Genomic DNA, 22,196 nt, shown 5'->3' with positions numbered 1-22,196 from the left:
TCACTTTCCCGGTTCGGGGTCGCGAGGCAGACCCAGGATTCGCTCACCGATGATGTTGAGCTGAACATTGGTTGTACCACCCGCGATGGACATGCACTGCGAGTTCAAGAACATCTGGGTTGCAGACATCCGATGCTGTTCGCCCAGAAGTGAACTCGGCCCGGCCCACTCCATTGCCACATCCCAGACCTGCTGGATGTGCTCGACACCGATCAACTTTGCCACCGAGGACTCGGCGCCCGGCTGCGCGCCGGTGAGCGAGCGCAGCGTGGTGCGCAGACCGAGCAGACCGCCGGATTGCGCGTCGCACAGCACCTTTCCGAGAACGGTCAACTGCTCGTCGTCGATGCCACCGGGCAGTCCGTCGACCAGGCTCAGAAGAGCCTCGCCACCCGATCCGAGAGACGAGTCGTTGGACAACGAGACACGCTCGTTGGCCAGCGTGGTGCGAGCGAGCTTCCAGCCGTCGCCCGGCCCGCCGACCAGGCACTCGTCAGGAACGAACACGTCGTCGAAGAAGACTTCGTTGAACAGTGCTTCACCGGTGATCTCGCGCAGCGGACGAATGTCGAGGCCACTGTTCTTGATGTCGATGAGGAAGTAGGACAGGCCCTTGTGCTTGGGTGCGTCAGCGTCGGTGCGCGCGAGGCAGATACCCCAGTGCGCGTCGCGTGCCATCGACGTCCATACCTTCTGGCCCTGCAACTTCCAGCCACCGTCGACCTTGGTGGCCTTGGTGCTCAGAGCCGCGAGGTCGGAACCTGCGCCGGGCTCGGAGAAGAGCTGGCACCAGACGATCTCGCCGCGCAGTGACGGCGGGACGAACTTGGCAAGCTGCTCTTCGTTGCCGTGCGCGATGAGCGTCGGGATGACCCAGTTGCCGATGATCATGTCGTGCGGCTTGATCTTCGCCGCGCGCAGTTCTTCGGCGATGACCAGCTGGCTGACGGCGTCGGCGGACTTGCCCCACGGAGCCGTGAAGTGCGGCGCGGTGTAGCCCTTTTCCGCGAGATACGTCTTCTGCGCGGCACCTTCGAGTTCGAGTGCAGGAGCGAGCTCGGCGCGAACGTCGGCGCGGATCGCCTCGGCCTCGGGCGGCAACTCGATGCTGAGCACGCGACGGGTGCCGGCAATGGTCAGCTCCGCAACACGACGACGCCAAGATGCCGTGGAACCCAGCAGAATTCGCAAGGACTGCGCGCGGCGCAGGTACAGGTGCGCGTCATGCTCCCACGTGTAACCGATTCCGCCGAGCACCTGGATGCAGTCACGCGTGACGGAAAAGCCTGCCTCCAGGGCCGTGGCTCCGGCGACTGCTGCTGCGAGAGAGGCCTCTTCCGCGCCGACGCCATTGGCGGGGGTCAGCGCACGCGCAGCGTCCCAAGCGCAGACGCGCGCCTGCTCGGCAAGAGCGAGCATGCGGGCGGCCTTGTGCTTGACTCCCTGGAACTGGCCGATCGCGCGACCGAACTGCTGACGCACCTTCGCGTAGTCGGCCGAGGTCGTGACTGCCCAGTCGGCCAAGCCTGATGCCTCGGCCGCGAACAGTGTTGCGGCAATGTCGAGTACACGCTGGGCATCGATGGTGAGGATCTCGGAATCGGTGAGGACCAAGCCGTCGACGGTGACCTCGGAGTTACGACGCACGACGTCGTAGCTGGCCAAGTCCGTGACCTCGAGACGATCGCGTTCGAGCAACACGAATCCGCTGTCGGTCGCGAGCAGGAACACGTCGCCGACATGACCGCCGAGAATGTGGCTGGACGTACCACTCAGAGTGGCGACACCACCGTCGCGTGTGATCTTCAGTGAACCCGGCTGCAGTGCAACAGCTCCGAGAGTACTGCCGTCCACGAGCGCCGGTAGCCTGCCGGTCACCCCGGCATCGCTGAGTACGGCGCTGACCACTACCGTCGGCAGGAACGGTCCGGGAACCATCGAGCGTCCCAGTTCCTCGACGACGATAGCGAGTTCGACCAATCCGTATCCGGCACCGCCGAATTCCTCGGCTACGTGCAGTCCGAGAAGTCCCTGCTCGGCAAGCCCGTTCCAGAGTTGGGGGCGGGTTTCGACCTTCGCCTCGACCGCTTCACGGATGACGGTGGGTGTTGCGTGACGCGCCGCCCAGCCCCGTACGGAGTCGCGGAGGTCACGATCTTCTTCACTCAATCCAATAGTCATGTCTACCTCGTCAATTCGACAGTGTCAGTACGGGTCAGATGCGTTCGATGATGGTGGCGGTCGAGAGAGCGCCACCGGCGCACATCGTGACCAGAGCCGTCGACTTGTTCGAGCGCTCGAGTTCGTGCAGCGCAGTGGTGATCAGACGAGCACCCGTCGAGCCGACGGGATGCCCGAGCGCGATCGCACCACCGTTGACGTTGACCTTGGACAGGTCGGCGCCGTGAACCTGCGCCCAGGAGAGAACGACGGATGCAAATGCTTCGTTGATTTCGACGAGATCGATGTCGTCCAAGGTCATTTTGGCCTTGTCGAGCACCATCTGGGTGGATTCGATGGGACCGTCGAGGTGGTAGAACGGGTCGGATCCGATCATGCCGGACGCGATGATCCGCGCGCGGGGCTTCAATCCCAGTTCCTGTGCGCGCTCTTCGCTCATCAGCAGTACCGCAGCGGCGCCATCACTGATCTGCGACGAGTTTCCGGCGGTATGGATGTGGCCCTCGATAACCGGCTCGAGCCCGGCGAGCGCTTCTGCCGTCGTCTCACGCAGTCCCCCGTCGCGAGTGACAGTGGCAATCTCACCAGTGGGCACGCCTTCCTTGTCCACCACCGGAGCCTTGACAGGAACGATCTCGCGGTCGAAGCGGCCTTCCGCCCAGGCCTGGGCTGCGCGGCGCTGCGACTCGAGACCGAAGGCGTCGACGTCGGCGCGCGTGATGCCACGCTTCTCGGCGATACGCTGCGCGGAGGTGAACTGGTCGCCCATGTCGATGGTCCAGTCGTCCGGGTACGGGTTCCCCGTTCCGGGCGCATTTGCCTGGCCCAGGAACACACGGCTCATGGCCTCGACGCCGCAGCCGATACCGGCCGAGATCTGATTGGAGGAAATCAGGCCGGAGATCAAATGCACTGCCTGCTGGGCAGATCCACAGGCGCAGTCGATAGTGGTTGCCGCTGTGCTGTACGGCAATCCGGCGTGCAACCACGCCTGCCGCGTGACGTTGTTGGACTGCTCACCCGCCTGGGTGACGCAGCCACCGATGATCTGTCCGATGTCTTCCGGTGCGACGCCTGCCCGTTCGAGAACGCCGAGCTGCGCTGCTCCCAGAATTTCGGCGGGGTGCAGTCCCGCCAGGGCGCCGCGACGACGGCCGATCGGTGTCCGAGCGGCCTCGACGATGACTGCATGACCCATGATGTTCGCTCCTTCGTGGAGTTTTCGGTCGGTGAGCTGGCTCACCGTCTAATTTTCTGTAATTTATTCTATTAATGATGTCAGGGCAATGTCCGGATTGGCATCAACTCTGAACCAGCGCCGATCCAAAAATAGAATTGATTTCAATTTTGAAGACATGACGAACCCACCCCGAGGAGGGGCGAGGTCACGTCAGTGTCGTGAGAGATTCACCAGGAGCAGGTCGCATCCCTTGCGGATGTCATACTCCGCATCGGGGATGGAGATTCGACCGTTGAGGCACGATTGGATGACCCCGAACCACAGCTGCATCAGCAGACGCAGCCCGGTGTTGTCTTCTTCGGTGGGGTTCTCGATCCCAGCCGCATCGAGGATGATCTGCCGGAATCCGCGATCGATCTTGCCCACGTCCGGCACCGTCGCGACGTTGGCGGTACTGGACGACTGCAGCATCGCAGTCGAGAGAGCCGGCCGACGCAGTAACCCGCGAGTGGCGCGAACCAATACCTCGTACACCGCATCCTGTGGATTGTCCGACTGAATCTGATGCCTGGCAAAGCTGGCACCGATCTGATCGATCTGCTCGACCATCACAGCGACGAAGAGGTGCGTCTTCGAGGGGAAATAGCGATAAAGAGTGCCGATGGCCACGCCCGCCCGCTTGGCGACCTCGTGCATCTGTACCCGTGAGAGTTCCTTCTCGGTCCCCAATTCGGCGGCCGCTTCCAGCATCCGCACATGGCGCGCCCGCTGCTCGTCCGAACTGGGCTCTGCAGCGTCCCTGACCTCGGCAATTCTCGGCAACGTCGCCCCCATCATCGATTCTGTGTCCCGGTCGCGAACGACCTCGCCAATTCTCTCATCTCGACCACCCATCTCGGCATATTGCCCGCTCAGTGGGACCTGGCATGGCCTTCTCTCTCCGTGCGGTATTCCGTGGACACCCCACCCTCTTGGAGTAAGGACGCAATGATGCAGGACTGGACCACCGAGTGCGACGTGTTGGTAGTCGGCTCCGGCGGCGGCGCGCTGACCGGCGCATACACCGCGGCAGCTCGAGGATTGACGACGATCGTCCTCGAGAAAACCGATCGCTTCGGCGGAACTTCCGCGTACTCGGGCGCATCCATCTGGCTGCCGGGAACCCAGGTACAGGAACGTGCGGGACTCCCCGACTCGACGGAGAACGCACGCACCTATCTACGCGCATTGCTCGGCGATTCCGAGTCCGAGCGCCAGAACGCCTATGTCGAGACCGCTCCCGATGTCGTCGCCCTACTCGAGCAGAACCCGCACATCGAATTCGAGTTCCGCGCGTTCCCCGACTACTACAAAGCCGAAGGCAGGATGGACACGGGACGCTCCATCAACCCACTGGATCTCGATCCCACGGACATCGGTGAACTCGCCGGCAAGGTGCGTCCCGAACTCGACCAAGACCGCGCCGGTCAAGGCCATGCGCCCGGCCCGATGATCGGTGGGCGCGCACTGATCGGCCGACTACTGGCCGCAGTCCAGAGCACGGGCAAGGCAGAACTTCGAACCGAATCCACTCTCACGTCCCTGATCGTCGAGGACGGACGAGTCGTCGGGGCCGAGGTCGAAACCGGCGGCGAAACCCAGCGAATCAAGGCGAACCGCGGTGTCCTGATGGCAGCGGGCGGCATCGAGGGCAACGCCGAGATGCGTGAGCAGGCCGGCACCCCCGGCAAGGCGATCTGGAGTATGGGTCCCTTCGGCGCCAACACCGGCGATGCGATCTCTGCCGGTATCGCTGTCGGTGGCGCAACCGCTTTGCTCGATCAGGCGTGGTTCTGCCCCGGCGTCGAGCAGCCGGACGGCAGCGCCGCCTTCATGGTCGGCGTTCGCGGCGGACTTGTCGTCGACAACGCCGGTGAGCGCTACCTCAACGAGTCGCTTCCGTACGACCAGTTCGGGCGAGCGATGGATGCGCACGACGACAACGGCTCGGCCGTACCGTCGTTCATGATCTTCGACTCACGCGAGGGTGGCGGGCTGCCCGCCATTTGTATCCCGAATACCGCACCCGCCAAGCATCTCGAAGCCGGGACGTGGGTCGCCGCCGATACGCTCGAAGAACTCGCCGCCAAGACCGGACTGCCGGCCGACGCGCTGCGCAGCACCGTCGAAAAGTTCAACGATGCAGCAAAACTGGGCGTCGACGAAGAGTTCCACCGCGGCGAAGACCCGTACGACGCGTTCTTCTGCCCACCCAACGGCGGCGCGAATGCGGCACTGACGGCCGTCGAGAACGGTCCGTTCTACGCAGCCCGCATCGTCCTCAGTGACCTCGGCACCAAGGGCGGATTGGTCACTGACATCGACGGCCGTGTCCTGCGCGCCGACGGCAGCGCCATCGACGGTCTGTACGCCGCCGGCAACACGAGTGCTTCATTGAGCGGGCGTTTCTACCCCGGCCCCGGAGTTCCGCTCGGTACTGCCATGGTCTTCTCCTACCGAGCAGCCCAGGACATGGCGAAGTGACGCACTAGATCGTAGAGCAGCAGATGATGGGGCAGCCGAATGGAAATCGGTTGCCCCATTCTCCTTCTCACGGTGTCGCGATGTTGAAATTCGGGTCGAACACTTCCATGATGTCGGCGAAACGCGACAGAGTCGAGACATCGCCGTCGTGCGTGACCTTCCCGCTGTCGAGAATGGCGGACGCTTTGCCTGGTTGGAGCAGAATTCCGGCAAGTAGCGCCTTCGGGCCGGTGAGAGTCAGTTGTGCGTCGGGAGCACGTCCGGAGCGGGCGTTCAGCACCGCTCGACGCACCCACATGTTCCAGTCCTGCTTGGTGTCGGCAAAACTGAAATTGACGGAAATGTCGACGTCATCGGCCTTTTCCGCAACGAGATGTACTCCCGCGTAGTCGAAGAGCAGATCGATCGGCATCGCCAGAATCGTGTCGGTGCTGTCGGTATTGACCTGACCGGCGCCGGTCACCCCGTTCCGCAGTTCCATCGCAGTGGCGAGGAAGATCGACCGATACTGCGGTACTTCCTGCTGATACCCGAGTTGTTCGTAGGCATCGGCTTGTAGATTCTTCGCCTCGTCGTCAGCCGGGTCGGCGAAGACCAGATGATGCAGAAGTTGTACAGCCCAACGATAGTCACCCGCGTCGAAGACGTTGCGGCCCTCGGCAAGTATCTTGTCCCGCCCGATCAAGTCGACGTGCCGCTTGGCGTGATCCTCGGGCAACAACGGCAAGATCGTCGCAGGATCGCCGTCCCAGAAACCGAGTTCCTTGTGGAAAACCGCGCGCACGTTGTGGTGTAGTCCGCCGTGGTAGTAACGGTTGTACCACTTCTGGCCGATGGCTTCCGGAAGTCGCACGACCTCTGCAGCTTCGAGCGGCGTGTAACCCTGGTTCGCGAATCGGAGCGCCTGGTCGTGGATGAACTTGTACATGTCTCGTTGCGATTCAAGGAATTCCACTACCGTGGCGTTCCCCCACACCGGCCACGTGTGCGGGCCGTGGTGCACTTCCACGTCGTCGCCCCACCGCACCAATGTCTCATCCAGGTACCGCGCGAAATTTCGTGCATCTCGCGTGCGCGCACCACGGATCGTCTGGATGTTGTGCATCGAGTGATTGGCGTTCTCGGCACAGGTGAGTGCCTTGATGGCGGGAATCCAGATGTGCATCTCCTCCGGCGCCTCGGTGTCCGGGGCGTACAGGAACTCGAAGTCCCACCCACCGAGGTTGCGCACCTCACCGGTCTTGGTGATGCCGTCGGTGGGCGGGATGTAGGTCATGTGAATGTTCATGTTGTCGGCACCCGAACCCAGACCAACTGTCACCAGACCGCAATCACATTGCGGCAGAATCAAACCGAAGGTATACCCCATGCGCCGCGACATCGCATTGCCGGTGATGACGTTTTCACCGATCGCGAACTTGTTGAACGACTCGATGGTTCCGGGCGCGACGATCGGAATCTTGCCCGAAACCACGTCTGCCTCGTCGACGAGACCCTTGACTCCGGCGTAGTGGTCGAAATGCGTGTGGGTGTAGATGATCGCGACGACAGGCTTGTTGTTGCCCAGTTCACGACGGAATAACTCCAGGCCCGCCTTGGCGAGATCGGCACTGGTGGTGGTGTCGATGATGACGAGTCCGTCGGGAGCGTCGACGATGGTGAGGTTTACTGCGAACCTGACCTGGTACAGACCGTCGACCACCTTGTAGAGCCCACAGCGCCTCACCAACTGCGACTGCCTCCACAGACTCGGGTTTACCGTCTCCGGAGCCTGTTTGTCATCGCCGATGTATTCGAGCGGTTGACCGTCGTGGATCAAATCGCCGTTGTCGTTGAAGACCTGGTCGTTGTCCCACCCGGCGATGAATCCGCGGTCGGCATCGCCGAAATCTGCTCGGTCCGACATCGGATAGTCGTCTACTGCCGCGCGGTTGACCTCGACCGTGAACGGCGTTGCAGGCTTGGTCTCAGCACCCATGAGCACTTTCCTCCGATTCTCGTCTTCTCGCCCACGCAAGCACGCGACGCCATCGGACGTGACCTCACGCGGAACCCTCTGCAGCCAATCTGGTTGCCACACGGAATTCGCGCATCACCCGTCACAGGTGAGATGTCAACTGAACCCCCGGAGACCAGGCAGATCACATCGAGCAGACCTCACTCGACGGAGGTCATTCGGCAGACGCTGCAGCTCGAAGCTCCTCACACATCGCCGTGAAGGCACCGTCGTCTGCAGGATCCGTCGGCACCGCCAGTGCAATCCCGTCGCAGAGGCCCGCGTACTTCGAACTCAGCACGTCGGGGAGTTCCGCATAAGTGCATTGTGTGACCAAGATGTCGAGAACATCGTCGGTGAGGACGGCAGGTAACTGGGCCCAGTCACCTGCCCGCGCCATCACTGTCAGCTCCTCCCCGACCTCGGACAATCCGAGGACCTCCAGCGCGACTCGGTACGCCGGAGTGGAGTAGAGAAAGGCGAGTTCGCTGCGCGCCGCTTCTCGCTGCGCGATGATCGCGGCCCGATCTTTGCCGGTGATCGTCTTCGGAACGGCAATCAGTCTCGGCTTCCTCCCACCGCCCGTCAATGATGGAATGATCCTCTCCGCGAGCACCTTCGGATGCGAGCTGGTGGGGTGAGCCACAAATCCATCGGCGACGTCGCCCGCGAGGGAGCACATCCGAGAGTTCACTCCCCCGGTCCAGATCTCCGGAGCAGGAACACCGATCTGCCCCGGGCTGAAATAGGGTTGCAGCCTGTTGAAAGTGTAGTGCGAACCGGCATAGTCGAGTTTGCCGCCCGTTTGGAACACTCGAAATATCTCACGCACAGCGCCGACGTAATCACGCAGTTGCGCAACAGGATCCGTCCACGGCATCGAATACCGTCCGACGATGTTCCCCCGCACCTGCGTCGCAAGCCCCAATTGGAATCGTCCACCGGAGAAGTCCGCCAGATCCCACGCAGCCAAAGCCGTCACCATGGGACTGCGCGCAAATGCGACAACCATCGACGTCCGGACGGTGAGGGTGGTGCTGTGTTCGACGGCGAGTGCTGCCACCGCAAAAGGATCGCGGACGGTCTCGGAGATGTGCACCGTGTCGAAACCGAGTTTCTCGATGCGTTCGACGTGCTGAGCTACCTGCCGCAGCGGAGTGTCGGCAGGTAGCGAGGTCACCAATTCCATGTCAGCCCAACGGCTCCAGGCGAATCGACAACAGCCTTCCTTCGTTGGCGACCTTACGAGCGTGCTCGTTGAAGTCCGGTGCGGCGCAGACGAACAGCGTACGTCCGTCGGAGCCGCCGAGCCCGCACGCGAAGACACCGCTGCCGAAGGCAATTTCATCGATTATCTTGCCGGCGCTCACATGAAGAACACGACTTCCGAGGGCGTCGGCCACCCACATCGAATCGTCTCCGTCGATGCAGCATCCGTCGGGCGCAACGACGATCTGAGCGAGAGTGGTCTCCATCTCGGGTCCACCAGGTACCGGCCCGAACGACGCCCAATCACGGCGTTCGCTCAGGGAGCCGTCGGCCTGGACCGCAAACGCACTGATTCGATTTCCCAGCGTTTCGTCCACGAGCAGATCTCCGGTCGACGTCAGAGCCATACCGTTGGGGAAGTGGAGATCTCGCGCCACGACGTGTACCGATCCGTCCGGGTCGACGCGGAGGAGATCTGCCGTTTCGACGGGAGCCAGGTTCATCAGATCGAACCCGAAGTTGCCCACGTACGCTCGTCCCTGCGCATCGACCAGCATGTCGTTGACGTTGGCACTGACGTACTCGGACAAGTCTGCGTGCACCACCAACTCGCCGTCGGATTCTCGCCGCAGAATCTTCTGGTCCCGCATGGAGACCACCAGCAATCTGCCGTCCGGAAGCCACCCCAGCCCCGACGGTTGCCCTGGAACCTCCGCCTCCACGCGTATGTCGGTCCCGTCCTCGCGGGCCGAAATCACCTGGTAGGTATAGAAGTCCGACACCCAAACCCGGTATTCGTGCCAGCGTGGGCATTCGAAGTAGGTATAACCCTCGAGAACTACCGCAACCTCTGGTGCCATCAGGCTCTCCCACGTCGGTGATTGAATGGTGTATTCACTCCATTCAATCATCGGTGCCCCGGTGGCGGTGTCCGATTCCCGACTACTCGCCGCGGTACACCTGGTCCAGCACGTCGAACGCGGATTCCCACCCGTCGTAGACGTTGCCGTCGCCCTTGAAACCCGGGACCCCGACCAGATGGAATGTCATCTCGGTCTTGTCGCCCCGATCTGCGAGCGTGACCGTGATTCGCGGCGCAGTATCCACCGAATCTCCTGGATCTCCCCAGGTGAAGACTAGTTTCTTCGGCTCGTCGACCTCGAGATAGGTTCCGCCGGTGGGGAACTCGGCACCATTCTCGTCGTTGATCATCAGGTAGCGGTACGTTCCGCCAACTCTGGGATCGATCGTGACGTGCTCCCGAGGGCTGCTGACACCCTCAGGGTGCCACCAACGCGCCGCCTCGTCGGGATCGGTCCACGCTTGCCAGACGAGATCGCGCGGCGCATCGAAGATCCGGGTGATGGTGAATTCTGCAGTGGCATCGGCATTCTGGTCACTCATTGTCCTTCTCCTTCTTCGGTCGACGTTGTTTCAGCTCACGTAGACGCTCGTCGAGAAGATCGAAGCGTTCGTTCCAACCGCGCCGGTGCTCGTCGACCCAGGCGCTCGCGTCGTCGAGACCCTCTGCGCGAAGGGTGCATGTGCGCCATTGCGCGGTGGCGGTTCGTTCGATGAGACCGGCTCGCTCGAGCACCTTCAGATGCTGCGAGATGGCGGGTCTACTCATTTCGAACGGCTCGGCCAGCTCACCGACGGTCATCGAACCATCCGTCAGGCGAGAGAGCATTTCACGCCTCGTCGGGTCGGCCAGTGCGCTGAACACTGCATCGAGCCGGCCACTTCGCCCATCCATGTAAGCAACTCCTTAATTAAGGAACAACTTAAACATAGAACTCGAGATCGTGGCCGTCAACCCTTTCAACTCCAGGTGTACCGAAGCCGCTCGACGATTGTCGCCTCGTCCATCTGGGAGAACGTCTCCCGCTCGGCTCCCTTCACTGACACCAATGCTTCGACGATCGATTCCCCGAAGATTTTCTTCGCCGACGAGGAACAGCTGAAATTCTGCACGAGCGCGCCGAGGTCGGTGGGGACTCGGGTCACCCCGCGCTCATCACGTTCCGCCTCTGTGAGAGTCGACGGGTTCACCACCATTTCCGGAGGCAATTGCGCGGAATTGTCGATACCGATATGCGAAAGACCCAGTATCGCAGCGGTGGCCAGGTACGGATTGGCCGACGGATCGACGAGTTTCAGTTCGGCGTTGGCGCCGTGTGGATTCGACGGCGACTCTGCGCAGAACCTCAGTGCTGCTTCCCGGTTCTCGAGCCCCCAACAGACGTAGGCGCCCGACCAATTGTCCGGCCGCAGCCTGATACCCGAAAGTGGAGAGGACGCAAAGACAACGGTGAATTCCGCCAGATGAGCGAGGACTCCACCCAAGGCGGAAGCTCCCGCATCCGTCATTCCGTGCTCCCGATTGCCACCGGAGAAAATTGGCCTACCATCTGCGGTCAACGAAAAATGTTGGTGCGCACCGTTCCCCGCACCACCAATAGCAGGGATCGGCGAGAACGAGGCCGTCCAGCCGTGAGCTCTGGCCGTACGGCTGATCAGTATCCGAGCCAAGACCACCAGATCAGCGGCCTGAACAGGAGCACTCGGAGCGATCGACATCTCGAATTGATCTACTCCGTACTCGGCATGGACTTGCTCGATATGCAGTTGTGCGCGTTCGGCATTGCGCAGGAGGTCCTTGAGGAAGTCTTCGCGACCGAGGACTGCGCCCAGACCGTAGGCCGACCACTCACCGCCGCACGCATCACCGAAAAGAGTGAACTCGATCTCGTGGCCCACCCGAGCGTCCAGTCCGTCGGCAGCAAGCCGCGCCACGACCGCGGCAAGCGCGGAACGAGTGCACACGGCGGCCGTCGAACCGTCTTGCTCGTGCAACGTCGCCGGTGCCCACGACACACCCCCGCCGAGATCGCGGAGGTCGGATCGGTCGATACGCAATCGGAGATCACCGACGACCGAGAAGGAATCGGTGAAGGCAATCCGATCGTCGCTACAGAAGACGTTCCAGCTCGGTGAGACTCCCGCACCGACTTCCTCGAAGACACCGGTTCGAGCCGCGGGCATCACTTTCGCGCGAGCGACACCTGCCATGTCGACGATCGAGCCGATGGTCAGAGCCGGAACTTCCCTCATCCAAAGGCAAATACCCCACCCGGTGGCGCGCCAACCCGTCAGATCAGGTTGTCCTCCACCGGCAGCCCGAACGCCGCCCGGCCGTACAGCGCCAACGCGCGCTCGGGTTCGTTGGCAACGTGAACGCTGCCCGCATGAACGTCACGCCACGCACGCTCGATCGGGTTTCCGCGGGAGAGGGAGTTGCCGCCTGCCGTCTTGAACAGCATGTCGATCGCTTCCACCGAGCGTTCCGTCGCGCGAACCTGGTCACGACGCGCACGCAGCCTCATCGAGAGTGGGAGCTCCTGACCGGCGACCGCAAGTTCGTACATCTCCCGGATGTTGCGATCCATCTGCAGAATCGCAGCGTCGATCTCCGACGACGCACGTGCGACGGCGACCTGAGCGAACTGGTCCTCACTGAACCGTCCGCCGCCCAGGCTCAGACGGACGCGCTCACGCATCACGTCCAGGTACCCCTCGTAACAACCGGCGACGATGCCCACACACGGAGCAGCGACCGTCGAGGTGAAGATGCTCCCGAACGGAAGTTTGTACAGCGGACCAGGATTGACCGCTTGGCCAGGCCCACTCAGTTGCGCGGTTTCGTAATTGCGCTTCAGGCGGTGTTCGGGAACGAACGCGTTCTTGACCACGATCTCGTTGCTCGCGGTGCCTCTCATTCCCACGACGTCCCAGACGTCGCGGATCTCGTAATCGGTGCGCGGCACCAGCACCGTCATGAAGTCGACGGGACGGCCGTCCACGCCGACCACCATCGCTCCCAGCAATGCCCAACTTGCGTGGTCACAGCCGGAGGAGAAACCCCACTGGCCCGACAGTTCGTAGCCACCGTCCACCGCCGTCAGTCGTCCGACCGGTGCGTAGGCGGACGAGATGAGCGTCGTCTGATCCTCTCCCCACACGTCGTCCTGCGCTCGGTCGTCGAAAAGCGCCAGGTGCCACGGGTGCACTCCCACCACCGAGGCGACCCAACCGGTCGAGCCACAGGCAGCGGAGATGGCCCTGATGACTTCGTAGAAGTGGACCGGGTCGCTCTCGGCGCCTCCGTATCTCTTCGGCGCAAGCATGGAGAAGACACCGGCTTCGGACAGTTCCCGGATGGTCCGTTCGGAGATCTTGCGCGAATCGTCGACCTTCTGAGCACGGGCCGCGATCTTCGGAAGCAGATCACGGACGGTACTCAGAACCTTGTTGACCATGGGAGACACTCCTCGCACCGAACCGTGAGGGAGCGGATCGGCAGATAGACATAACGGCTGCCTCGCCACGATATGTCGGTCGCGCGTTCCGGTGATCGGAAGTCCCGAAGGCCGGGACGAGCCGCCGGATCCTCGCGCTCTCCGCTGGTCCCGGCCAGTGAGACGAGGCCCCAGAGGCAATTCACGCTCCCCTAGCGTCGGGCGTCGACACTGACCCTGGAAAGGACGGGACTCATCGTGACGATCAATCAGTCCGACAACGACGAAGTTCGCGAGATCCAAGCTGGAACCGCGCCTACTCGCTTTGCACGTGGATGGCACTGCATTGGGCTCACGGAGTCCTTCAAGGACGGCCAGCCGCACTCCATCGAGGCGTTCGGTACCAAGCTCGTCGTCTTCGCCGACAGTGAAGGCAACGTCAAGATCCTCGACGCGTACTGCCGTCACATGGGTGGCGACCTGAGCCAGGGCACCATCAAGGGCGACGCCATTGCCTGTCCGTTCCACGATTGGCGCTGGGGCGGCAACGGCAAGTGCCAGAAGATTCCGTACGCACGCCGCGTTCCCCCGCTGGCCAAGACGCGCGCATGGCAGACGCTCGACCAGGACGGCATGCTCTTCGTCTGGCACGACCCCGAGGGCAACCCGCCGACCGACGACGTAGCCATCCCCCGCATCGAAGGCGCGCTCAGCGACGAGTGGAGCGACTGGGTCTGGTACACCACGACCGTCGACACGAACTGCCGTGAAATCGTCGACAACATCGTCGACATGGCCCACTTCTTCTACGTCCACTACTCGTTCCCGACGTACTTCAAGAACGTCTTCGAAGGCCACGCCGCAACGCAGTACATGCGCGGCGTCGCTCGCTCGGACATGCGTCCCCACGCGGCAGGCACCCCGAAGATGGTGGGAAGCAACTCGGTTGCGACGTACTTCGGTCCTTCCTTCATGGTCGACGACCTGACCTACGAGTACGAGGACTACAACGTCGAGTCCGTGCTCATCAACTGCCACTACCCGGTCAGCGCGGACAAGTTCGTGCTCCAGTACGGCATCATCGTCAAGAAGTCGGATCGTTTCCAGGGCGAAGCCGCCGACGCGATGGCCGCGAACTTCGGCACGTTCATCGCCAAGGGTTTCGAGCAGGACGTCGAGATCTGGAAGAACAAGACTCGCATCGAGAATCCGCTCCTGTGCGAAGAAGACGGCCCGGTCTACCAGCTCCGTCGCTGGTACGAACAGTTCTACGTCGACGTCGCGGACATCGCTCCCGAGATGACCGAGCGCTTCGAATTCGAACTCGACACCGCGCGACCCGTCGCCGCCTGGCAGAAGGAAGTCGAAGACAACCTCGCTGCGAAGAAGGCAGACGAAGATGCAGCCTCTTCAGTGCGCTGAGTGCAAGGCGCAGGTCCTGGTCCAGAAGAACAGTTGGGAACACACCACCGTTCAGTGGAGTGACCAGGCCCGCGCCCAGTGCCTCGCAATCGCCGACGACCGTGAATTCGGGCAACGTGAGGGACGACCCGGTGCTCCCCGCAAGGAGTGCGGCGCCTTGATCGCGTCGATCGTGAACGCTGCAACAGCGGGCGAGCTCGAGATTCTCAACGACGAGCCGGTGCCTCAGCCGATCGTCGACGACAGCGAACCAGTACCCGCTCCGTTTCACTAGCCGAGCCAACATCTTTCGAAGAAGGTAGTAATGATCGATCCCCAGTACTACGGCCCGTGGGCAGTCATCGCCGGCGGTTCCGAAGGTGTCGGCGCAGGGTTCGCCGACGAGCTCAGCAAGATCGGCATCAACCTCGTTCTCATCGCCCGCAAGCCGGGCCCGCTCGAGGAGACCGCGGCCAAGGCACGCGCCAACGGCGTCGAAGTACGCACTCTCGCACTGGATCTATTGGTTCCCGACGCGCTCGATCAGATCAAGGCGGTCACCGACGACGTCGAGGTCGGCCTGCTCATCTTCAACGCCGGCGCCAACAGCTACGGCCACGAGTTCGTGACCGGTGATCTGACCGGATTTGCCGGAGTCATCGAGCTGAACATCAACAAGCAACTCGAACTCTCGCACCACTTCGGCGGTTTGATGAAGGATCGCGGACGAGGCGGCATCATGCTGCTCGGTTCGCTGGCCGGATTCATGGGCTCCGAGCACCAGAGCATCTACGCGGCCTCGAAAGCTTTCGGTCGCATCTTCGCCGAAAGCCTGTGGCTCGAACTCCAGCCGTACGGCGTTCACGTCGTCGAGTTCATTCTCGGTGTCACTCGCACGCCGGCCATGATTCGCGCGGGATTGAACTTCGACATCCCGGGCATGAACGTCGCCGAGCCCGAAGATGTTGCACGCGAAGGTCTCGAACACCTTGCCGACGGCCCGATCTGGGTTGCTGCAGGAAACTACGAAGGCGCCAAGAAGCGCAGTGGCTTCCCCCGAGACAAGATGGTCAAGGGCGCTGCCGAAGCGATGCGCAAGCTGCTGAACCGCTGACATCTGCTGTGCGCCTTTATTAACCCCCCGACGTTAAGAAAGGCGCACAGCATGAGCGTCGACATCACCACCCTTCTCGACGAACGCGAGATCACCCGCTCCATCTTCGAGTTCGCCCGAGCCATGGATGCGCGAGAGTGGGATGAACTCCACCGGATCATGACGCCGGACGCTACGGCAGAATTGGGCACCGGAACTCTGCGCGGACCCGCCGAGGTAGTGGCGTCCATCCGCTCGTTCCTCGACGAGTGCGGTCCCACCCAACATCTGATCGGTAACGTGCTGGTCGAGGTGGTCGGTGATATTGCCACCAGCCGCTCCTATGTCAGCGACATGCATGTGGGCACCGGGAGCAAGGCTCACCTGAACTTCTTCACCCTCGGCGACTACCACGACTCATGGGCGCGGATCGACGGAAGGTGGCGAATGACGCACCGCACCAAGCATTCACACGCCAGTCAGGGATCCATCGAGGTTCTGGGCGCCGGCCCCAGCGGTTGGCGGAGCTGATTCAGCTCAGCATCGACGAACGGCCGGTCGCGAGCGGACTCTTGCTGGTGAGTCCGCCGTCGACCACCAAGGTCTGCCCCGTCATGTAGCGAGATTCGTCCGACGCCAGGTAGACCATGGCGTGTGCGATGTCTTCGGGTTCGCCGAGGTAAGGCAGGGCGTTGGCCTGCTTCATGCCTTCGATGACGTCAGCAGGGATGTTGTCCACGAGTGCGGGTGTCATGATCGCACCCGGCGCTACGGCGTTGCATCGAACACCGTTTGCTCCGTACTGAACTGCAATGTATTGAGTCAACCGGATGACCGCCGCCTTGGCAGACCCGTAGGCCGACTGCAGGGAGTCTCCGATCAATCCACCGACCGACGCCGTGTTGACGATCGATCCTCCGCCGCCGCTGTTCATGTGCGGAATGGCAAGGCGTGAAGCGACGACAGTGCTGCGCACGTTGAGGGACATCACGCGATCCCACTCGTCCAGGTCCATCCGGAGCAGGTCGAGATCTTTGCGCGGATTGCTACCGCCCACGTGATTGCACAAGACGTTGATGCCGCCGAATTCGGCGACCGCTTTTTCGATCATCGCGGCCAGGGAGTCCTCGTTCATGACGTCGACGCCGAAACCCAGTGCAGTGCCACCGGTCTCGCGAATCGCCACCGCCGCTTCCTCTGCTCGCGCCGGATCGAGGTCGGCAACCAGCACCGCGGCACCTTCTGCCGCCATGAGTTGTGCTGCGGCACGCCCGATTCCACTGGCGGCGCCGGTGATCACTACCTTCTTGCCTTCGAGCCTGTTCATATCTGTTCCCTTCGCGGACAATCGCCATACCCGGATCTCACGTGCCCGGAATTGACAGCTGGGCGATTACCCGATCACTACCAGTGAACGCAGGATCGACAGCCGCGTCCAACTTTCTTGAATGAACTCACAAGTACGTGACCATGGCCCGCGCACCTGCTACACCGCCGAAATCGAGTGGCGACGGCAGGATCGACTGTGCTGAAGTGGCACTATGCAGAATTCTGTTCGACCGCTGTCCATCAACGACCTCGACCGTGCCGCCGAGGTTCTCGGCGAGGCGTTTGCCGACTACCCCTGGACGAACTGGTGCGTCGCCGAAGACTCCCACGTGGAACGCGTCGCGGCTCTGCAACGGATCTACCTCGAACACCTGGCACTACCGTTCGGGCGTTCCTACATCGACGATTCCGGCAACGGCGTCATCGCAGTCCTGCCGCCGGACACTCCAGAGCCAGATGAAGCGACCGTCGAGAAGATCGTCGAACTGCACGGAGATCGGTTCGAGCGCGTTCTTCAGGCTGACGAACAACTGTCTGCGCTTCCCGTCCCCGACAACGCATGGTCGTTGGCAACGATCGGTACGACGCCGCGCTCACGCGGAACCGGATTGGGTTCTGCGCTACTGAAACATGCTTTGGCGGAGTTGGATCGAACTGAACAGGATTGCTGGCTCGATACGTCAACCGAACGAAATCTACCGCTGTACCAACGGTTCGGTTTCACGATCGTCGGCCAGGCCTCGCTCCCCGACGGACCAGACGTATGGCGGATGCATCGACTTCAGGGCTGATTGTTCGACTTCAGCACTCGCCGAATCATTTTCGACAAGGACGCGTATTGGGTGATCGTGTTGACTGCGATCCACCTCGACACCGGCCAGGTCCTGGTCCACGAGAAAACCCCGACCGACAGCAGTTGATCCTCGTCGAGAGTTTCCACGTATCGACGCAGCGCTGCGACAGCCGCGCGCAAACGATCCCGAAGCTCTCGAACCGAGGTACCTGCACTCGCCTCGACCACCGACTGATTCAGCGCGGGTGTTTGCGTCCACTTGTAACCCGCCGCCGGCGTCTGCGGGGTCTCGTCTCGCAGTCCGGCACCTATCCACTCTACGACGGCCTCTGCCCACCAGACACGCACAGCGAGTACGTCGTGCACCGTCCACGCATCGACGGCAACGACGTCGAAAACATCGGCCTCGGCGGCGCTCTCGAGTAACGCGTCGAGTTTCGAATACGCCGTGTCCAGCTCACTCGCCAGTTCCTCGCGTGACAAGGTCTGCGCCACAATGCCTCCGAACTTTCGTCAAAAATGGAAGAAGCGGAGCCATCGAATCCGATGACCCCGCGTTCAACCTAACGTCTACCGAAGCTAGTTCAGTTCTCCCATGAACCTGTTGACGTTCTCGGCGATCTCCTTCGACTTGGTGTGGTGCAGGTAGTGATCTCCGTCCAGCAAGACCAATTCACCATGATCGACCGATGCTGCCTGTCCTTCGTGCAGCGCAGTCCAGCCCTCGACTTCTGAGTTCTGCACGGCGAACAACAGAATCGGAAGATCAGCCGGGAATGTCCTGCCGATTGCTTCTGCGAAGTTGCTGGAAAGATGATCCATCTCGTTGAGATAGGTGTCGCTGAAGTTGTTCTTCGCAGTCAACTGTCGCATCTCGTCCTTTGCTGCGGCGTCGAGGTACTCGTCCGAGGTTTCACCGCCGACGAACTTGGAGAGCAATTCCGCCAAGCCCAATTGCCTTCCAACTCGGAGTGCTTCGATCGGGAATTTGGTATCCATATTCGGCTGACCCGGAACACTACTGTCGATTCCCACGAAAGCGGTGACCTCGTCGCGGTACTTCGCCGTGTAGTCCAGTGCATAGACACCGGTGATCGAGTGACCCATGAGGATGTATTGGTCGATCCCCAGAGACTGCACAGCCTCGTGTACCTCCTCGACGATGTTCGCCGTCGTGCGATTCTTGTCCGTTCCGTCGCTGTGCCCGTATCCGAAGGGCTCGATCGTGACTACGCGGTAGTCAGGTGCCAGCTCGTTGACGAGCGGCGTGAAGTCGAGAATCGGTGCAGACGTTCCGAATCCGGGCAGCAGAACGATGGTCTGATCGCCGTTGCCGCGGATCGAGTAGCTCATGTTCTTTCCGTCTACGGACACGAACTGGTTGCCGGTTTCCCCGGTCGGAACGCTCGCCTTGGCGGAGCCGACATCGAATACGAGCGCTATCGATACCAGCACAACCAGAACTACGGACACCGAAGCAAGAACCTTCAGTGCAACGGTACGAATCTTCTTCATTCTCATCCTCATCTTTTCGGGCGTCGATACGGCTAGGAAAGGCTCGACATCGAGGCCACACTGGTCTCGTCGAGCACACGCAACACGTTGTTGCCCATCAGCTTTGCCAAGTCCTCCGCAGGCCAACCGCGTTCCGCCAGACGGTCTATCAACACCGCGAAACCGGATACGTCCTGCATACCGTCCGGAAAGTCGTCGAATCCATCGTAGTCACTACCCAAACCGATGTGGTCGATGCCCGCGACGTCTCGGGCATGCTCGACATGATCGGCCAGATGGTCCACCGTCATCGCCGGCCGTGGGCCGACCCGCCCGCCTTTGAACCACTCGTTGTACTCGGCAGAAAGGAACATAGGCACAAAGGCGATCATGATGACCCCGCCGTTTGCCGCGAGCAGCCGCATGACGTCGTCGGGAACATTGCGGGGGTGACCGCACAGCTGAGAGCAGGACGAATGGCTGAAGATCACCGGTGCCGACGACGTCTCGACGGCATCTCTCATCGTTTCCACCGAGACGTGCGACAGGTCGACGAGCACGCCGAGCCGGTTCATTTCGCGCACGATCTCGCGACCGAAGTCGGTCAGCCCGCCGTGCACTCGGGTGTCCGTCGCGGAGTCCGCCCACCCGGTGTTGTCGTTGTGCGTCAGAGTCATGTACCGAAGACCAAGGCGCGCCATCATTCTCAGGACGCCGAGCGAACTGCCGATGCTGTGACCGCCCTCTGCGCCTAACAATGACGCAACCTTGCCCTCGCTCCAGATGCGACGCACGTCGTCACCTGTACGCGCGAATTCGAAAGTATCCGGGTACCGCTCGATCAACCGGTACACGAAGTCGATCTGTTCGAGTGTGTACTGAACAGCCTCGGCCTCCGTCCGGTCACACGGGGTGTAAACCGACCAGAACTGCGCACCGACGCCACCGCGACCGAGTTTGTCGATGTCGGTTTGGAAGATGGAATCCTTCTCGAGATTCTCCACCGAGTAGTCGGCAGTCTCGCGAGCTGTCCATGCGAGATCGTTGTGGCCGTCGATGACCGGTGCAAGGCCGTAAGCATCCAGTGCCGCTGGGTGATTCACGTCCGGGAAAGGAGCGAGAGGTTTCAACATGAGTTTTCCTCGGGAAAGTAGTGCGGGCAGGTCGAGGGCCCTCATCGCCCTCGACCTGCCCGAGATTTCATTCAGCGGAGAGAATCATCTCGCCGCGACTAGTCGGAAATCTTCTTGAAAAGCCTTGTCATGTACAGATATTCCTCGCCATCGATCGTGAGATGAGCCATCTCACCCGAAGCGCTCTCGTTACTGATCGAGAACCGGGAAGCGGACAGAGGCACGACCTTGGTGGGCGGGGCGGGCGGCTCGCCGTCGATCTCGATCTTGGCGAAGTTCTGCACCTGGAATCCGCCGTCGTCGCCACGCGTGAGTTCGATGCGAACGGTTGTCGATTCATAGGTTCCGAGAATGTGCGACAGGTCGATGTCTTCTGCATTCGGCTCGGACTTCGGCTCCGGCAGAACGAGATCGAGCTCCTGCGCGATCTCCTTCTCGATGTCGTGGGCCAGGGCACCGCCGCCACGCGAGTTGGTGACTACGGCCATGGCGAGACCGAGCTCGGGGAAGGTGTGAAAACGAGTGATCTGACCGATCGTCGCACCGCCATGCTGCGCGGACGTCACACCGCCCCAGTCGGACAGGATCCAGCCGAGACCCCAGGCCTGATCGACGCTCGAGACCGCGGTCAGGTCGAATTGCGGAGTGCGCATCAGGCGCGCGGACTCTTCGGACAGAATGCGCTCACCCGTCAGAGCCAGGCCGTCTCGCATGTGTGCAGCACCGAATGTCAGCAGAGAGCTGACGGATCCGGTGATGATGCCGGCCGGACCGATACCGCGCGGAAGCAGCCACTGCTTGGTCGGAACCACCTTGTCCGGCGACGTCCGATCCGGGTTGGCCACATGGCCGACGGCGGTGCGGAACAGAGGGGCGTCCTTGGCCTTGGTGATGATGTGCGTCAATCCGAGTGGCTTCCAGAGGTATTCGACCAACGCCTCGTCCCACGTCATCTCACGAAGAACCTCGACGATACGGCCGGCCACGGCGAAACCCGCGTTGCTGTAACTCAGATGTCCGCCGGGCTCGGTGACGCTGATCGCGGTCGCGAGTTCGTCGACGTACTTCTCGACGCAGTCGTCGCCGTCACCAGTGTCGTTGAACAGGTCTCCGTCGATACCGCTTGTGTGCGTGAGCAACTGGCGAATCGTGATTTCCTTCGTGTTGGAAGGATCCGCGATCGTGAACTCCGGAAGCACCTCCACCACCAAGGTGTCCAGCGTCAGCTTGCCCTCGTCGACGAGCTGCATGATCAGCGTCGTCGTCCAGATCTTGCTCGCGGATCCGAACTGGAACAGGGTGTCGGCATCGACGTCGACTCGTGTGTTCAGGCTCGTCACTCCGGTGGTGATGACACGGATATCCGCTGCGCCGTCTTCGCCCAGCGCGATCACACCGACCTGCGCGCCCGGTACCGAATGCTTGGCTGCCAGTTCGTCGAGGCGTTCCTGCCACTTCGGGGCGACAAGTAGGTCCTTGGGCAAGTCGGTCACAGGTCGAACTCCTTCGATCGTGGAAGCCAGTGGCGTAGATGGCGTTACTGCGATCCGCTCAGGTCTCACTCGT

The 22,196-nt window shown here is 61.8% G+C and carries 21 protein-coding genes; 6 read left to right on the top strand and 15 right to left on the bottom strand.

The window, feature by feature from the left end; genetic code table 11:
* From DBV08_RS28500 to DBV08_RS28490, 3 genes are all read right to left on the bottom strand, one after another.
* The gene (locus DBV08_RS28500; RefSeq protein WP_124569628.1) at positions 1-2,181 is read right to left on the bottom strand and encodes an acyl-CoA dehydrogenase; all 2,181 of its coding nucleotides are present in this window, start codon (positions 2,179-2,181) and stop codon (positions 1-3) included.
* Between the two features lie 34 nt (positions 2,182-2,215).
* On the bottom strand, positions 2,216-3,379 hold the full coding sequence (locus DBV08_RS28495; protein ID WP_124569660.1) for a steroid 3-ketoacyl-CoA thiolase: 1,164 nt from the start codon (positions 3,377-3,379) through the stop codon (positions 2,216-2,218).
* A gap of 192 nt (positions 3,380-3,571) precedes the next feature.
* Positions 3,572-4,198 (bottom strand): TetR family transcriptional regulator, encoded by a 627-nt coding sequence (locus DBV08_RS28490; RefSeq protein ID WP_124569659.1) that lies wholly within the window; start codon positions 4,196-4,198, stop codon positions 3,572-3,574.
* Positions 4,199-4,351: 153 nt separating this feature from the next.
* Between DBV08_RS28490 and DBV08_RS28485 the strand changes: the two genes are divergently transcribed.
* Positions 4,352-5,884: an FAD-dependent oxidoreductase gene (locus DBV08_RS28485; protein ID WP_185564961.1), complete on the top strand. Its 1,533-nt coding sequence runs from the start codon at positions 4,352-4,354 to the stop codon at positions 5,882-5,884.
* 67 nt (positions 5,885-5,951) lie between these two features.
* Here DBV08_RS28485 and DBV08_RS28480 read toward each other — a convergent pair whose 3' ends face one another.
* The 7 genes from DBV08_RS28480 to hsaA all read right to left on the bottom strand — a co-directional run bounded on the left by DBV08_RS28480 (position 5,952) and on the right by hsaA (position 13,408).
* Entirely contained in the window at positions 5,952-7,862 is a 1,911-nt protein-coding gene (locus tag DBV08_RS28480; protein ID WP_124569626.1) for an alkyl/aryl-sulfatase, read from the bottom strand.
* A 193-nt stretch (positions 7,863-8,055) separates the two neighbouring features.
* Positions 8,056-9,069 carry a TIGR03617 family F420-dependent LLM class oxidoreductase gene (locus DBV08_RS28475; protein WP_124569625.1) on the bottom strand — a complete coding sequence of 338 codons (1,014 nt, stop codon included), beginning with the start codon at positions 9,067-9,069 and terminating at the stop codon, positions 8,056-8,058.
* Between the two features lies 1 nt (position 9,070).
* Complete coding sequence (locus DBV08_RS28470; protein WP_124569624.1) at positions 9,071-9,949, bottom strand: SMP-30/gluconolactonase/LRE family protein; 879 nt, start codon at positions 9,947-9,949, stop codon at positions 9,071-9,073.
* Positions 9,950-10,031: 82 nt separating this feature from the next.
* On the bottom strand, positions 10,032-10,493 hold the full coding sequence (locus tag DBV08_RS28465; protein ID WP_124569623.1) for an SRPBCC domain-containing protein: 462 nt from the start codon (positions 10,491-10,493) through the stop codon (positions 10,032-10,034).
* Entirely contained in the window at positions 10,486-10,845 is a 360-nt protein-coding gene (locus DBV08_RS28460) for a helix-turn-helix transcriptional regulator (RefSeq protein WP_095968461.1), read from the bottom strand. The genes DBV08_RS28465 and DBV08_RS28460 overlap by 8 nt, the downstream gene beginning before the upstream one ends.
* A gap of 65 nt (positions 10,846-10,910) precedes the next feature.
* A complete protein-coding gene (locus DBV08_RS28455; protein ID WP_124569622.1) occupies positions 10,911-12,203 on the bottom strand; it encodes a glutamine synthetase family protein in 1,293 nt (430 codons plus the stop codon).
* 38 nt (positions 12,204-12,241) lie between these two features.
* A complete protein-coding gene (gene hsaA, locus DBV08_RS28450) occupies positions 12,242-13,408 on the bottom strand; it encodes a 3-hydroxy-9,10-secoandrosta-1,3,5(10)-triene-9,17-dione monooxygenase oxygenase subunit (RefSeq protein WP_095968459.1) in 1,167 nt (388 codons plus the stop codon).
* 237 nt (positions 13,409-13,645) lie between these two features.
* On the opposite strand from hsaA, the gene DBV08_RS28445 reads away from it, so the two are divergent.
* From DBV08_RS28445 to DBV08_RS28430, 4 genes are read left to right on the top strand one after another with little or no spacing between them, the layout of a single operon-like run.
* On the top strand, positions 13,646-14,809 hold the full coding sequence (locus DBV08_RS28445) for a Rieske 2Fe-2S domain-containing protein (RefSeq protein ID WP_095968458.1): 1,164 nt from the start codon (positions 13,646-13,648) through the stop codon (positions 14,807-14,809).
* Positions 14,787-15,083 (top strand): hypothetical protein, encoded by a 297-nt coding sequence (locus tag DBV08_RS28440; protein WP_124569621.1) that lies wholly within the window; start codon positions 14,787-14,789, stop codon positions 15,081-15,083. The genes DBV08_RS28445 and DBV08_RS28440 overlap by 23 nt, the downstream gene beginning before the upstream one ends.
* A 30-nt stretch (positions 15,084-15,113) precedes the next feature.
* A complete protein-coding gene (locus tag DBV08_RS28435) occupies positions 15,114-15,902 on the top strand; it encodes an SDR family oxidoreductase (protein ID WP_020909164.1) in 789 nt (262 codons plus the stop codon).
* A 51-nt stretch (positions 15,903-15,953) separates the two neighbouring features.
* Complete coding sequence (locus DBV08_RS28430; protein ID WP_124569620.1) at positions 15,954-16,412, top strand: nuclear transport factor 2 family protein; 459 nt, start codon at positions 15,954-15,956, stop codon at positions 16,410-16,412.
* 1 nt (position 16,413) lies between these two features.
* Here the strand turns inward: DBV08_RS28430 and DBV08_RS28425 are convergent, their stop codons facing one another.
* Positions 16,414-17,208, bottom strand: a complete 795-nt coding sequence (locus DBV08_RS28425; RefSeq protein ID WP_095968455.1) for an SDR family NAD(P)-dependent oxidoreductase — start codon at positions 17,206-17,208, stop codon at positions 16,414-16,416.
* Between the two features lie 214 nt (positions 17,209-17,422).
* On the opposite strand from DBV08_RS28425, the gene DBV08_RS28420 reads away from it, so the two are divergent.
* Positions 17,423-18,001 (top strand): N-acetyltransferase, encoded by a 579-nt coding sequence (locus tag DBV08_RS28420; RefSeq protein ID WP_124569619.1) that lies wholly within the window; start codon positions 17,423-17,425, stop codon positions 17,999-18,001.
* Here the strand turns inward: DBV08_RS28420 and DBV08_RS28415 are convergent.
* The 4 genes from DBV08_RS28415 to DBV08_RS28400 form a co-directional block, all read right to left on the bottom strand.
* The gene (locus DBV08_RS28415) at positions 17,992-18,498 is read right to left on the bottom strand and encodes a ClbS/DfsB family four-helix bundle protein (RefSeq protein WP_124569618.1); all 507 of its coding nucleotides are present in this window, start codon (positions 18,496-18,498) and stop codon (positions 17,992-17,994) included. The two genes, DBV08_RS28420 and DBV08_RS28415, sit on opposite strands and share 10 nt — an antisense overlap.
* An 84-nt stretch (positions 18,499-18,582) precedes the next feature.
* Positions 18,583-19,518, bottom strand: a complete 936-nt coding sequence (locus tag DBV08_RS28410) for an alpha/beta fold hydrolase (protein WP_124569617.1) — start codon at positions 19,516-19,518, stop codon at positions 18,583-18,585.
* Between the two features lie 32 nt (positions 19,519-19,550).
* Positions 19,551-20,630 (bottom strand): dipeptidase, encoded by a 1,080-nt coding sequence (locus tag DBV08_RS28405; RefSeq protein WP_124569616.1) that lies wholly within the window; start codon positions 20,628-20,630, stop codon positions 19,551-19,553.
* A 98-nt stretch (positions 20,631-20,728) separates the two neighbouring features.
* Positions 20,729-22,123 (bottom strand): serine hydrolase, encoded by a 1,395-nt coding sequence (locus DBV08_RS28400; protein WP_124569615.1) that lies wholly within the window; start codon positions 22,121-22,123, stop codon positions 20,729-20,731.
* Positions 22,124-22,196: the final 73 nt, after the last annotated feature.

This window comes from Rhodococcus sp. KBW08 (assembly GCF_003852455.1).
Classification (GTDB): Bacteria; Actinomycetota; Actinomycetes; order Mycobacteriales; family Mycobacteriaceae; genus Rhodococcus_F; species Rhodococcus_F baikonurensis.
The sequence above is the reverse complement of the archived record's forward strand: the minus strand, read 5'-3'. Positions and strand labels throughout refer to the sequence as shown.

Coding starts and splice junctions, on each gene's coding strand:
- DBV08_RS28490 (WP_124569659.1), bottom strand. CDS start 4,198: ATGATGGGGGCGACGTTGCCGAGAATTGCCGAGGTCAGGGACGCTGCA.
- DBV08_RS28420 (WP_124569619.1), top strand. CDS start 17,423: ATGCAGAATTCTGTTCGACCGCTGTCCATCAACGACCTCGACCGTGCC.
- DBV08_RS28410 (WP_124569617.1), bottom strand. CDS start 19,518: ATGAAGAAGATTCGTACCGTTGCACTGAAGGTTCTTGCTTCGGTGTCC.
- DBV08_RS28405 (WP_124569616.1), bottom strand. CDS start 20,630: ATGTTGAAACCTCTCGCTCCTTTCCCGGACGTGAATCACCCAGCGGCA.
- hsaA (WP_095968459.1), bottom strand. CDS start 13,408: ATGGTCAACAAGGTTCTGAGTACCGTCCGTGATCTGCTTCCGAAGATC.
- DBV08_RS28460 (WP_095968461.1), bottom strand. CDS start 10,845: ATGGATGGGCGAAGTGGCCGGCTCGATGCAGTGTTCAGCGCACTGGCC.
- DBV08_RS28455 (WP_124569622.1), bottom strand. CDS start 12,203: ATGAGGGAAGTTCCGGCTCTGACCATCGGCTCGATCGTCGACATGGCA.
- DBV08_RS28435 (WP_020909164.1), top strand. CDS start 15,114: ATGATCGATCCCCAGTACTACGGCCCGTGGGCAGTCATCGCCGGCGGT.
- DBV08_RS28495 (WP_124569660.1), bottom strand. CDS start 3,379: ATGGGTCATGCAGTCATCGTCGAGGCCGCTCGGACACCGATCGGCCGT.
- DBV08_RS28465 (WP_124569623.1), bottom strand. CDS start 10,493: ATGAGTGACCAGAATGCCGATGCCACTGCAGAATTCACCATCACCCGG.
- DBV08_RS28425 (WP_095968455.1), bottom strand. CDS start 17,208: ATGAACAGGCTCGAAGGCAAGAAGGTAGTGATCACCGGCGCCGCCAGT.
- DBV08_RS28440 (WP_124569621.1), top strand. CDS start 14,787: ATGCAGCCTCTTCAGTGCGCTGAGTGCAAGGCGCAGGTCCTGGTCCAG.
- DBV08_RS28480 (WP_124569626.1), bottom strand. CDS start 7,862: ATGGGTGCTGAGACCAAGCCTGCAACGCCGTTCACGGTCGAGGTCAAC.
- DBV08_RS28500 (WP_124569628.1), bottom strand. CDS start 2,181: ATGACTATTGGATTGAGTGAAGAAGATCGTGACCTCCGCGACTCCGTA.
- DBV08_RS28485 (WP_185564961.1), top strand. CDS start 4,352: ATGCAGGACTGGACCACCGAGTGCGACGTGTTGGTAGTCGGCTCCGGC.
- DBV08_RS28470 (WP_124569624.1), bottom strand. CDS start 9,949: ATGGCACCAGAGGTTGCGGTAGTTCTCGAGGGTTATACCTACTTCGAA.
- DBV08_RS28430 (WP_124569620.1), top strand. CDS start 15,954: ATGAGCGTCGACATCACCACCCTTCTCGACGAACGCGAGATCACCCGC.
- DBV08_RS28475 (WP_124569625.1), bottom strand. CDS start 9,069: ATGGAATTGGTGACCTCGCTACCTGCCGACACTCCGCTGCGGCAGGTA.